This window comes from Peristeroidobacter agariperforans (assembly GCF_004138335.1).
GTDB classification, from domain to species: domain Bacteria; phylum Pseudomonadota; class Gammaproteobacteria; order Steroidobacterales; family Steroidobacteraceae; genus Steroidobacter; species Steroidobacter agariperforans.
This window is the reverse complement of record NZ_RYFW01000001.1, coordinates 1,522,249-1,534,654: the sequence shown is the minus strand read 5'-3', so window position 1 is coordinate 1,534,654 and position 12,406 is coordinate 1,522,249. Positions and strand designations below refer to the sequence as shown.

General features: G+C 62.6%; 12 protein-coding genes. 6 read left to right on the top strand and 6 right to left on the bottom strand.

The genetic code is table 11. The annotated features are described in order from the left end of the window. Nucleotides 1-150: 150 nt before the first annotated feature. The 6 genes from EK373_RS06605 (at nt 151) to EK373_RS06580 (ending at nt 6,726) form a co-directional block, all read left to right on the top strand. Nucleotides 151-2,100, top strand: coding sequence for a methyl-accepting chemotaxis protein (locus tag EK373_RS06605; RefSeq protein ID WP_198683110.1), 1,950 nt, complete (start codon nt 151-153; stop codon nt 2,098-2,100). A 166-nt stretch (nt 2,101-2,266) separates the two neighbouring features. Continuing rightward, nucleotides 2,267-2,860: an HD domain-containing protein gene (locus EK373_RS06600; RefSeq protein ID WP_129641914.1), complete on the top strand. Its 594-nt coding sequence runs from the start codon at nt 2,267-2,269 to the stop codon at nt 2,858-2,860. An 81-nt stretch (nt 2,861-2,941) separates the two neighbouring features. Beyond that, entirely contained in the window at nt 2,942-3,295 is a 354-nt protein-coding gene (locus EK373_RS06595) for a DUF1475 family protein (protein ID WP_129641913.1), read from the top strand. Then, nucleotides 3,292-4,095: a DUF1295 domain-containing protein gene (locus EK373_RS06590; RefSeq protein ID WP_129641912.1), complete on the top strand. Its 804-nt coding sequence runs from the start codon at nt 3,292-3,294 to the stop codon at nt 4,093-4,095. The genes EK373_RS06595 and EK373_RS06590 overlap by 4 nt, the downstream gene beginning before the upstream one ends. Before the next feature lie 92 nt (nt 4,096-4,187). Further along, nucleotides 4,188-5,261: an SAM-dependent methyltransferase gene (locus tag EK373_RS06585; RefSeq protein WP_129641911.1), complete on the top strand. Its 1,074-nt coding sequence runs from the start codon at nt 4,188-4,190 to the stop codon at nt 5,259-5,261. 112 nt (nt 5,262-5,373) lie between these two features. Beyond that, on the top strand, nt 5,374-6,726 hold the full coding sequence (locus tag EK373_RS06580; protein ID WP_198683109.1) for a TonB family protein: 1,353 nt from the start codon (nt 5,374-5,376) through the stop codon (nt 6,724-6,726). 12 nt (nt 6,727-6,738) lie between these two features. Here the strand turns inward: EK373_RS06580 and EK373_RS06575 are convergent, their stop codons facing one another. The 6 genes from EK373_RS06575 to EK373_RS06550 are packed head-to-tail and all read right to left on the bottom strand — an operon-like array spanning nt 6,739 to nt 12,401. Beyond that, nucleotides 6,739-7,668, bottom strand: a complete 930-nt coding sequence (locus EK373_RS06575; protein WP_129641909.1) for a hypothetical protein — start codon at nt 7,666-7,668, stop codon at nt 6,739-6,741. A gap of 7 nt (nt 7,669-7,675) precedes the next feature. Beyond that, nucleotides 7,676-8,761 (bottom strand): hypothetical protein, encoded by a 1,086-nt coding sequence (locus EK373_RS06570; protein ID WP_198683108.1) that lies wholly within the window; start codon nt 8,759-8,761, stop codon nt 7,676-7,678. Further along, nucleotides 8,758-9,852, bottom strand: coding sequence for a vWA domain-containing protein (locus EK373_RS06565; protein WP_129641908.1), 1,095 nt, complete (start codon nt 9,850-9,852; stop codon nt 8,758-8,760). Before EK373_RS06565 ends, EK373_RS06570 begins: the two co-directional genes overlap by 4 nt. Next, on the bottom strand, nt 9,833-11,236 hold the full coding sequence (locus EK373_RS06560) for an FHA domain-containing protein (protein ID WP_129641907.1): 1,404 nt from the start codon (nt 11,234-11,236) through the stop codon (nt 9,833-9,835). The genes EK373_RS06565 and EK373_RS06560 overlap by 20 nt, the downstream gene beginning before the upstream one ends. Then, complete coding sequence (locus EK373_RS06555; RefSeq protein ID WP_129641906.1) at nt 11,236-12,069, bottom strand: MotA/TolQ/ExbB proton channel family protein; 834 nt, start codon at nt 12,067-12,069, stop codon at nt 11,236-11,238. Before EK373_RS06555 ends, EK373_RS06560 begins: the two co-directional genes overlap by 1 nt. 17 nt (nt 12,070-12,086) lie before the next feature. Beyond that, nucleotides 12,087-12,401, bottom strand: coding sequence for a hypothetical protein (locus tag EK373_RS06550; RefSeq protein WP_129641905.1), 315 nt, complete (start codon nt 12,399-12,401; stop codon nt 12,087-12,089). Nucleotides 12,402-12,406: the final 5 nt, after the last annotated feature.

Genomic DNA, 12,406 nt, shown 5'->3' with positions numbered 1-12,406 from the left:
TCCGACGTCCGGCCGCAGGCCGGCCATGGACATGCGTGAATGGGGTCACAAGGGGCCCATCGAGCCCTCAAGATCGCCCCGTTCCCGCCGATTCCAGCCATGGGCGAGCTTCGCCCGAATCAAGCTCGCCGCGAACTAAGAAAAGCACGTATGTCGAGTACATTGGACCGTCTTCTCGCGCCCGGCATCCGGCTGATGCAGGTGGCTCGCCTGCCCGTCAAGTTCGCGATCATCAGCGCCGCCTTCATGGTGCCGCTGTGCGTTGCCGTCTACGGCGTGGTCAGCTATTCCCAGAGCAACATCGAGTTCGCACAGCAGGAGCAGCTGGGCAGCGCTTTCCTTCCGTCCATGAACGACTTCATGGCGTCACTTTCTGCGCGTCGCGCCGGTGGCGGCGGCAGCGCCACGGCCGCTGGAGCCGACGCGCTCGACCAGGCGCGCGCCCTGAACAGTTCGCAGGACAATGCCCTGACCATCGACCAGGAGCTGCTGCGCTTGCAGGCCAGTTGGAAGGGCGAGAATGTCGAAGACATCGCCGCACAGGCGCTGGCCCTGTACGGATTGATCAGCGACAACTCGAAACTGACGCTCGATCCGGACCTGGATTCCTATTACGCCATGGCCATCGTCATGGACTACGCGCCGAAGCTGGCGGAAACCGCCGCCCGCCTCGACGCCATGGCGCTCAAGATCAAAGCGGCCGGCGTGGTTTCGAGCGACGACGATGTGGCGATTCAGTTCATCGCCGCGCGCGCTTCGACCTATCGCGACTCGCTGGCGCTCGCTATCGAGCGTGCGACCGGCGCCAATCCGTCTCTGCACTCGAAGCTCGACGGCCGGAAGCTCGAGCAGGCGTATGCCGAGTTCAAGTCGCACGCCGACACGCTGCGAAAAGGCGACCTGAGCGCTGCGCAAGCTGGCGTCGGCGGCGCGCTCAGTGAAGAAACACTGGCTGTGTCGACGGCGACCGCCGCTGTTCTGGATGAGTTGCTCGCGATCCGCATCGACGGCTTCGAACAGCGCCGCAACGTGCTGCTGGTGATTACTTTGATCGGCCTGTCGCTGGCCGTGTATCTGATTTCGAGTTTCTATTGGTCGAACCTGCGTGGCTTCGAAGCGCTGATGACCCGGATGCGCAAGCTCGCGCAGGGCGATCTGACGACAACCTATCCGGCGCGCGGCACGGACGAAATCGCGCAGTTGCTCAACGCCTTCAACGGCAGTCGCGAGCAATTGCAGACCCTGGTGCTGCGCATTCGCGAAGTCACCAGCGAGATCGACACCGCCGGTCAGCAGATCGCCAGCTCCAACGACGAGCTCGCCCAGCGCGAAGCGTCACAATCGTCGGCTGTGCGCATCACTGCCGAACGCGCCCAACACGTTCAGGGCAATGTCCAGCGCAACCTCGACAACGCCTTGCACGGCGAGCGCGTTTCCAACGATGCACGCGGCGTCGCGTCCCGCGGCAATCAGGCGGTCGGCCAGGTCGTGCAGACCATGCATGCCATCACCAGCTCCTCGAGAAAGATCGGCGACATCATCGGCGTGATCGATGACATCGCGTTCCAAACCAATCTGCTCGCACTGAACGCGGCGGTCGAAGCGGCCCGCGCCGGCGAGCAAGGCCGCGGCTTCGCCGTGGTGGCGAGTGAAGTTCGCAGCCTGGCGCAGCGTTCGGCCACGGCCGCGAACGAGATCAAGAAATTGATCGGCGCGTCGCTCGAAGACGTGCAGAAGGGCGCGGCGCTGGTCAATGGCGCTGGCGACACGATGAAAGAAATTCTGGCGTCGGTGGAGAGCGTGTCGCACATCATGCAAGAGATTGCGACCGCCAGCCGCACGCAGAGCGACGACATCGCACAGTTGCACCGGTCCATCGATCGCATCGACGGCGACACTCAGCAGAACGCCGCCCGTGTCGAAGAAACCGCCGCCATCGCGCAGTCGCTGCGCAGTCAGGTGGAAACGTTGCTCGATGCGGTGGGCATGTTCACGCTGAGCAAAGATGTAGCGCGGCCGAGCACCGCGGCTGCTGCGCCACCGGCCGTCGCTTCGAGCACGGCATCGGACGAAGAAGAATCGCTGCGCTCCGCCGCTTGACTCGAATCGCCCCGACCATCGCGGATTTTCCTCGCCGCAGGCCAGGCAATACTTAACCCCGTCTGCACAGCGGAGCAAAGAACAGCAAAGCTCCCGGCGCGAATTGACAGCATCGGCCGCGCGCCGCATATGGTCGTTCTCGGCGACGATGTGTGCGGGGACCAAAATGACCGATGTCAACCAGCCGCGGGCAACCTTTCACAGCATGGTCGAGGGCACTCAGGAAGACTGGTCCCGCATCAACCGGGCCATGAAGCCTTTCATCCAGGCCCTGCCCGATCGAGTGCTGGCCCATCTGAATCTACTGGCCGGAGACTTCGGCGGCTTCGCAGTCGATCGCCTCGAACATTGCCTGCAAACTGCGACTCGCGCGCACCGTGACGGGCGCGATGAAGAGTATGTGGTTTGCGCGCTGATACACGACATCGGCGACACACTTGGCCCGCGCAACCACGCCGATGTCGCGGCCGCCATCCTCAAGCCATTCGTGTCCGAGCAGAACTTCTGGATGGTGGAAAAGCACGCGATCTTCCAGGGCTACTACTTCTTCCACTACCTGGGACTGGATCGGAATCTGAGGGATCAGTTCCGGGAGCACGCCTGGTACGACTACACCGAGGAATTCTGCCGTCTCTACGACGGACCGGCGTTCGATCCCGCCTATCCCAGCCTGCCGCTGGAGACCTTCGAGCCCATGGTCCGGCGAGTATTTTCCAACGTCCGTAACTCCATCTACGTGCCTAAAAAACCCGCCGGCTAGCGTGCATCCAAGCGTGCCTGGGGTTGCGAATACCTCAGGCAAATAAAGGGCGAGTCACCAGCTTCCGCCCGCGAGGATTGCATGACCAACCGAGCCCTGCTGCAGATCCTGTTTGCAGCGATCCTGTTGTCCCTGCTCGCCTACACCGTGTGGGCCAGCAATCAACAGCCTGTCTGGCAATGGCAGGGCTGGCGTGGGCCGGACCGCCACTGGACCATCGCGACGCTCATCGACGCCTATTACGGCTTCCTCACTTTCTTCGTCTGGGTGTGCTTCAAGGAACGTGGGTGGCTGTCGCGTGTGCTGTGGTTCGTGGCCATCATGGCCCTGGGCAACATGGCCATGGCGAGTTACGTGCTCTGGCAATTGCAGAAGCTGCCGCCCGGCGCACCGGCCAGTGACATCCTGACTTCTCGCAGCGAGCCGGCGAGATGAACGCGCTGCTGCTCGTGGCCCTCGGCTCGCTGCTGGTCTTCCTGATCATGACTGCGTTGTGGCTGCTCGGCATTCGCAACCGGAACTTCAGCTACGTCGACATCGGCTGGTCTGGAAACTTCGCGTTGCTCGCGCTGCTGTACGCGGCTCTCGCGCCGGGTTGGGAAACGCGCAAATGGGTCATTGCCGCGATGTATGCGCTGTGGTCGGTGCGGCTTGCAGGTCATCTGGCCAAACGCATCGTCGGCGAGCCCGAAGAAGGGCGCTACGTCGAGTTGCGGCAACGCTGGGCGGCCAATCTCAACGCAAAGTTCTTCGGCTTCTTTCAGCTGCAGGCGGTGCTGAACGTGATCCTGGCCCTGCCGCTGTTGATCGCCTGCCTGAATCCCGAACCGAGCCTGCACGTGCTCGAAGCCGCAGGCGTCGCGATCTGGCTGGTGGGCTTGATCGGCGAAAGCATCGCCGATGGCCAGCTCGCCGCATTCAAGCGAGATGCAGCCAACCACGGTCGTGTGTGCGAAGAGGGCTTGTGGCGCTACTCGCGCCACCCGAATTATTTCTTCGAATGGACGATCTGGATCGGCTACGCCGTGTTCGCGCTGGCCTCTCCCTGGGGCTGGCTGGCGCTGGCGATGCCGGCGCTGATGCTGCATTTCCTGATCAACGTGACCGGCGTCAAAGCGACCGAGGAGCAGGCGCTGCGCTCCAAGGGCGAGCGGTATCGCGAGTATCAGCAGCGCACGTCGATGTTTATTCCTCTACCTAGGAAGCGCTTCGGGGAGAAAGCGAATAACGGTTAGTAACCAACCATGATTCGCTAGAACTACTGCCGGCACTGTAGAAAACATTCATACGCATACCACTTGGCCATCAACAACCTCTGAGCTCCGCCATGACAGCAACCGTCGTTACACCGCGTCCCGCCGATCCGGCGATCTCCCTGCCCTTCCGTCTGTTGGCGCGCAATCTGCTGCCTGACTCGATCGTGCGCCATGGCATTCGCAGGCTGCTCGCCGAGCGGCTGCGCGAAGAGAAGCGCACCAGCGAGGAGGCGCAACAGCGCCATTTGATGCGTTTCATCGCCCAACTCAAAGCCAGCCCGATCGCGATCAACACGCGCGAAGCCAACGAGCAGCATTACGAGCTGCCGTGCGAGTTCTTCGAGATGGTGATGGGCAAGCATATGAAGTACTCGTCCTGCTATTTCCAGCCAGGCGTCTCTGCCTTGGACGAAGCCGAAGCGGAAATGCTGGCGCTCACTTGCCGTCGCGCGCGCATCGCGGATGGCGAAGAGATTCTCGAGCTGGGTTGCGGCTGGGGCTCGCTCACTCTGTGGATGGCCGAGCGCTATCCGAATGCTCGTATCACCGGCGTGTCGAACTCACGCACTCAGAAGCAGTTCATCGAAGCTCGGGCGGCGAGTCGTGGCCTGAAGAACATCCAGATCATTACCTGTGACATGAACGACCTGGCGCTGGATCACGAGCGCTTCGACCGCGTCGTGTCGGTCGAGATGTTCGAGCACATGCGCAACTACGAACAGCTGCTGGCGCGCATCGGCTCGTGGCTGAAGCCGGCGGGCACGCTGTTCGTGCACATCTTCACTCATCGCGACTACGCATATCCGTTCGACGTGCGCGACGAGAACGACTGGATGGCCCGCTATTTCTTCACCGGCGGCATCATGCCCAGCGATCATCTGCTGAGCTATTTCCAGCGCGACTTGCGGCTCTCCGACCATTGGCGCGTCGACGGCAATCATTACAGCCGCACGGCCGAGTGCTGGCTGCAGAACATGGATGCCAATCGTGCGCGCATCGAGCCGATCCTGTCAGCCACGTACGGCGCGGAGAACGTGCGGCGTTGGTGGGTGTACTGGCGTGTCTTTTTCATGGCCTGCGCCGAGCTGTGGGGCTATCGCGGCGGCAGTGAATGGTTCGTCTCGCATTACCTGTTTACCAAGTAGCCGCGACGTCGTAGCCTGTCCGCAGCGGGGAAAACGATGTCGAGTTGACGAGTCGGTGGGGTGGGTCATGAGGATCAGGCAATCGGCGAGAACCGTGATAGGAGCGCTGACGATGAGCGCCCTGCTCGGCCTCCCGAGCTTGATTGCCGCGAATGCCTCGCCTTCACCGCCGCGGCCCGAATCGCAGCAGGAGTTCTGGGCACGTTACGACAAGAAGGACTGGTCGGCCGCCCTCGACGAAGCGCGCCGCTTGGTGGAGCTGGCGCGCGCGAATTCACGCGAGCCCATGCAGCTTGCCGAAGCATTGACGCTCCTGGGCAACGCCCAATTGAGCAGCGGCGATCGCGCCAATGCCGAAGCCTCGTATCGCGAGGCTTTGCAGATCACTGAATTGCAAGGCGCTGGCGCAGGGCTGGCCGCAGTAGATCCACTGCGAGGCCTGGGCTACTCGCTGGCGTTGCTCGAACGCCATGACGAAGCCGTTCCCTACCTGGAGCGCGCAGTGCTGATCATCCGGCGCTCATCCGGCTTGTTCGATCCGAGTCAGCAGAGCTTGTTACGTCAACTCGCCACCAGCCTGACGCGAACTGGCCGCGCCGTGGATGGCCAGAAGCAGATGATTTATCTGCAGCGTGTGGGCGAACGCACCTACGGCGAGCGCGATCCGCGCATGTCGCCGGTGTTGTGCGTGGTCGGCGACTGGTATGTCGACCTCGGCAATTTCCTGCTCGGCCGGGATCGTTACCGAGATGCCCTGGAAATCGTCGAGCGCAAACTCGGCAAGGACGATCCGGCGCTGGTCCTGCCCTTGCGCGCTCTGGCGCGCAGCTACATGCAGGAGGTTTATTTCCTCGCGCAGGGTTACCAGCCGATGGACAACCGCAACCAGATGGATACGTTGACGCCGCTGGAATCCAAGGGCATCAATCCCAAATACATCAGCAGCGATGGCGAGCGGGCCTTGCAGCGCGCGCTGGCCATTCTCGATTCGCACCCCGACACGCCGCCTGCGGTGTTGACCGACACACTGATCCAACTCGGCGACTGGTATCAGGTGAAGCACCAGCCCGAGAAGGCGCTGCCCTACTATCGACGCGCCGCTGCGCTGGTGGCGAAGAATGACGAAGCTGCGGCGGAGGCGGCGGTGGCGCCGTTGAGCTTCCCAGTGCGCGTTTACTATCCAATGCCGCCGCTAGCGATGCGCAATCGTCAGCTGGCGACGCCGGAGATCGAGGAAAAGTTCGTGTCGGTGGAATTCACCGTCACGGGCTCGGGCGATGTGCAGGATGCAAAGGTGGTCGAACAGAACGGCACGCAACGCCAGGCTTCGCAGGCGCTCGAAGCGATCCGTGCGGCCCGCTATCGGCCCAAGTTCGTCAATGGCGAGCCGGTCGAGACTCAGGGCGTCGTCAACCGCGAAGTGTTCAAGATCCGCAAGCAGGACGACGACGACGACAAATCGTAGCTTCGCGTTCGTTCAGGACACTACCGGCGCCAGCCCGACGGCTTCGGGCTCAGGCGGCTTGGTTTCATCTTTCTTGGCGTCATCTTTCTTTTCTACTTCCGGCTCCGGCGCGGGCTCCGTCTCTTCCTTGGGCGGCGTCGTTGCAGCGGGCGCAGTCGGAATCGCCGTGGGCACAACGACCTTCTTCTCGGGTGCTGCTGGCGCTGTGGGCGAAGTCGTAACCGTCGGCGCAGCACCCGGCGCCGTTGGCGTCCCCGGGGGGGCCACTGGTGTATCGGCTGTCGCCGATTCCGGCAATAGTCCGCGCATCACAGCCTGCTCCCGGAACTCGACGGCAAGCTTTGCTCCTGCATCTCGCATCGCCAGTGCGGTCGCCACCGACAGCGGCGCCTGGCTCGACAAACCCTGCGACGGCGAAGTGCCATAGCCGGTGAAGCCCCACGAATCGGCGAGCTTGCCGTCGGGCAGATAGACGTTCACGCGATACTTGATGCTGACCGCATAGAACGGTGAGCCGGCGTCGCGCGGCGTGACGAATGCATATTCCTCGATGCTCGGCTCCAGGATCGCGGCGACGCCGCCTGGCACCTGGGTGCCGGCGTTGACGCTCTCCACCGGGATCACTCGCTCGAACATCGCATTCATCAATCGCGTGATGCCATCGGCCTGCGCCTTGCCGAGCTCGACGTGCCACTTGGTGCTCCAGCGCTCTTCCTTGTGCACGTAAGTCGAGAACTCGGTGGGCACGAACAATGCGACGCCAATCGGAATCTTCACTACCAGCGGCGGCGGAATGTTGGTGCTCGCGACCAGCTTCACCGGACCGCAGCCTGCCAGGAGCACCATCGCGGCGCTGAGGCCGCACGCGGCCGCGGCCGTGAGTTGCCGGCGGCGTGCTTGCAGCCATGAGCTCGAGCGAGACAGCAGGCGATGATCTTTCACGATGACCTCAAGGCGCTGGGCCCGCAGCTAAGGCTTGGGAGACCGACTCGCCGGTCGGCCCAGGGGTCGCGTTGTCGCCGATCCGAAATCGGGGACCGCCACGCTGCGGGTCATCCAAGCCGACGAACGAGCCGCCATTGCGTTGACAAAGGATGCGCATCAGCGTCGCAAAACGGATGCTCGTGTACTGCGGGGCATCCGGCCGCACCGGGAAGCCGATGGCGTGAATGCGCACGCGACGCTCGCCGGTTGCATCCTCACGATTGATGATGTCCACGCCCTTGACCACCGAGTCGATCGAGGAGCCGGTGAACTCATCGCCAAACACGTACAGGCTGATCTTCTTGTCCTTGGCGTGATAGGTGCGGATCGCCTCGACGATGCCTTCGATGGGGCTGGAGTTGGAGAACACGTTCCAGGTGCGCAGCCGCTCGATCACCGTGCGCCGTTGATTCGGCGTGTCAGGGATCCACTTGCCGCGGTAACCGCTAAACATGTACGTGCCTTCGTCGCTCATCACCTGGAAGCCCTTCACCGTCGGATAGGTGTTCAGGGTCTCCTCCACCTTCTGCAGCATCATCGGCCACACGTAATTGAACATGGAGCCCGAGGTGTCGATGATGAAGATGATGTATTCGCTGTCTACCGGAATTCCTCCGATAGCATCGTCTTTCTTGCGGCGGAAGCCGGCGCCGAGCAGGCGCTTCATTTCGTCGGTCAGTGTCTGCTGGGCCGAGGCGAGCCGGCCTTCGAGCTGATTGGCCACGTCCGCCTCCTGCTTGGAGGCGTTGAACTTGCCCTTGATGTCGCTCAGGTCGCCCTGCAGACGCGCGATCCGGCGCTTCTCATCCGACAACTGCTCCTGCTTCGCTTTCAAATCGCGATTCAGGATGTCGGCCTGACCTTCGATCTCGATCAACTCGTCCTGCAGGCTGAGCAGCTCCTCCTGCAGGTCTTGCTCGGACTGCTCGATGCTCGGCGTGCGGATGTTGCTCAACACCAGCAGCAGCACCACCGAGCCCAGACCGCAGGTGATGCAGTCCAGGAAGGAGATGCTGAAGATTTCCGTCTCGCGCCGGGGTCGTTTGCTCATGGCCAATCCTTCGACGGGCTCATGAAAGAGCCGCCGGTGTCGCGCGCCGCGAGCCAGAACGCGGCGGGCGCCATTGGATCGCCTTCCATCGGCATCAAAATGACGTTGAACGGCACATCGCGCGGATACTTCGCGAAAGCACGCTCGAACAGTTTGAGGCGCGCGTCGCCGTCGATGGTCTTGCGAATCAGCGGCGCTGCTGCGGCCTGCGTCGGCAGTCCGTCCGTGACCATGATGACGTTGTCAGGCTTCGGATTGAGCGCGTTCATCGCCAGGAACGCGTTCTCGATGCTGGTGCCGTCGGCCGGCACGGTCTTGCGCAGTTTCTCGAGCGCCTCGGTCATCGAATTCGGATCGTTGGCCTTGAGCCACTTGCCCTCCGAGCCCTCCACCAGCGCATAGGTCTTGGTGTTGAACGCGTAGATCTGGAACTGTCCTTCCAGCGGCATTTGCGCGGCGAGCCACTCCACCGTCGACACCGTTCGGCGCCACTTCTGCGACATCAGCTTCTTGGATTCGGGCATGTTGCGCATGCGCAGGACGTTGACGACCGTCTCGTCCAGCATGCTCGCGGACACGTCGACGAACATCAGGATGCGATCGCCGCCGACCTTCAAACCCGTCAAATACTGGCGATCGCCCTGGCCGACGAAGCCGCGCACGCGCGTGCCCGTCGCGCTCGGATCTTTACTAGCGCCTTCCAGACGGCGGTTGCCTTCTTCGAGCGATTTCAAGTCGGCCTTGAGCCGCTCGATGGCCTCGCGCCGCGACAATGTTTCTTTGCTCGAGTCGGCCAGCTCGACCTTGAGCCGCTCGGTCTCTTCGAGCACACGGGTGCCCATGCCTTCGGTGCGCACCGATTCCTTGTCGGTCTCGATCAGCGAGTTCCGCAGCACCACCAGCTTCTGGTAGCCCTCCAGCACCTGCTCTTCCATCTTGGAGACTTCGGCGCGCTGCGTCTGATCCACGGTCTGCGCGCGCAGGCCGCCTTGCGCGTTGATCAACGTATAGACGAGCACGACCGACCCGAATGCACACGTGATGCAATCGAGGAACGACATGCTGAAGACTTCAGTCTTGCGGCGCGCCATCGTCGTTTACCAGTTGAATCAATTCGAGCGTGATGCCCGGCGAGCCGAGCCGCAGCCGATCCCCGACCGTGAGCGCGGTTCGCCCAGAAACTTTTTCGTCGTTGACGAAAGAGCCATAGGTACTGTGATCTTCGACCATGACGGCGCCATTACGCCGCACTACCGTGCAGTGGGCGCGCGAGATGCCGGGCAGCGCGCTCGGCAGTGTCAAAGCACGAGGACGACCCTCGACTGCCCAACCGATGGTCAGCGGCTGTGCGGTGATGCTCCAGGCACGGCCTTGAAACAAAACATGCGTCGGCCGCAGTTGCGGGGGCGTCGATTCGACGTCCGACGTTTGCACCTCGCCAGTGTCGGCGCGCGGTACCGGCAATTGATAAATCAGTGCCAGCGCATCGGCGCCACGTCGAATGCTCGTTTCGTACTGAAGCGCGCCCCAAGCAGCGGCCGCTGGCGGCAGCACTTGAATCGTGCAGTCACGAAGCGTTCGCAGGCGATCGAGTAAGCCCGGCAGCGCCGCGACCCGCTGCGACACTCGCAACTCGATGGGCATGCCGGCGACGCGTGCGTTCTGCACCAGACGTAGCAACTCGAGATAGTGCGGCTCGGCGGCGGCGATCAGCTGTGCCCGTTCCATCTCCAACTGCAGTTCGCGGTCGCCGAATTGGAACGACAGCGTGATCGTCTCCGCTTGTTGCAACTCGCTCAGCCAGGCCGGTAATTGATCCACCAGCCGCTGCTCGCTGGCCGCTTCGTGCAGCGGATCGAAGCGGGTTTTGCGAACGAAGTTCTCGGCGATGAACTGGGCCAGGGTCTGATGAATGCCCAGCAAGCCATGCCGCAAGGCGATCTCGTAACGGCTGCGCTTCAGGCCGGGATACTCGCCGCCGGAATATTCGAGCACGGTGAGCAACGCCTGGTGCAATTCCAGATCGAGATGCAGGACTCGCGCCGGCGCCGGCTCCAGACTGCAGGCAGCGAGTGCGGCGTCGACCAGGCCCGCGACACGCACGCCTGTTTCGTTGATCACACCGAGCAACAATCCCAATTGCTCCCGGCTGTAACCTGCCGGCACCGCGAGCAACACACCTTCGTTGTCCTGCTTGAAACGCCCGAGCAAGGTTTCGGCTTGCGCGAATGCGACGTCCGCAGTCGTGCCTGCGACTCGCGACGGGCGTGTCAGCGGCTGCGTGCTCAAGCCACGCCAGAAATTCGTATTCGCAAGCAAAGGCTTCACGCGCAGCCGTTGAAGTGCGTCCAAGCCCGTGACTGTCGTTTGATCTTCCAACAGCGCGACGCCCGGTGCGTCGGCGATGACGTCCACGTTATCGCCGTGCTTTCGGGCGACGACCAGTGCGGCGTCGATGAGCTCCAGTGCTAGCACTACCTCACCTGCATGTGCCGGATCAGATGCTGGTCGATCCAATGATCGGTGTCGTGCACGAACTGCTCTTGCGCCTGTTGCAGCTGGTGCAGGAAGAACATCAGGATCAGGGTCAGCAGCAGCGCGACGAACGTGGCGTTGAACGCGATACCCAGGCCCGAGGTCACGCCGCTGATATCGCCGGTGACCGCCTTATGGGCTTGCAACAGCGCGTCGCCGATATGACGCACGGTGCCGATGAAGCCGATGGCCGGGATCGCCCAGGCGATGTAACGAATCATCGCCAGACCCGAGTCGAGTCGATCTGCTTCGGAGTCACATACTGCTTTGGAGGTTTCGGCGGAGTCGCGGATGCTGCGCGTCGAGGCGAATCGATCGAGCGTACGTTGTAACGCGCGAACCACCAGCGAGCCCTTCTGCTCCGCCGGCACGGCCTCGAGCTGTCGCGAATAATCCTTGGCGTCTTCGGGCAAGACCTTGATGCCCTCGGGCACGTGGATCAGCTCGCGCTCGAGCAGTTTGCGCTCGCGACGAACCAGGACGGCCTTGTAACCGAGGATGAGCAGCGCCCAGATGAAGTGAATGATCTCGATTTCCTGCTCTGGAGCGTTGATAGTCAGGTAGAACGAGCGCTCAGGCACGTAGTCTTTGTCGACCTTCATGCGGGCCTGCTCTGCGGCAACGAGCTCGTCACCGTTGGGAATGATCCACGACACGTACAGCGCGTGTACGACCACGATGGTCGCGATCAGGGCGACCAGCGTGACGACAAACTCGCTCGGATAGTTGACCGTGCGGGTGGAACGGGGAGCCGGTGCGGCGGCGGTAACCATGTGGGATTCCTGTCGAATCAAATATCGATGGGGAACGACACGTCGAAATCGGCGCGGACCTGCTCCGAGGGTACGAAGCGCTCCGGCGAGCTGCCCTTGCCGGGCTTGGATTTCGGCGCAGGCGGCGCTTGGTCGTCTTCCTCAGTAGTCTTAGTACCCTGCTGAACCTGAGTTTGTTCGTCGCCCTTCGGTGCTGCGGATTCGCCCGGAGGCGGAGTGGCCGCCGGGGTCGCCGGCTTGGCGGGCGCGGGCTCGGCGGCGCTGGCCACCGTGGCGACCGTGCTGGTCGCGCAACACACAGCCAAAAGGGTCAGCAGTCGTAACGGTTTCATATGTT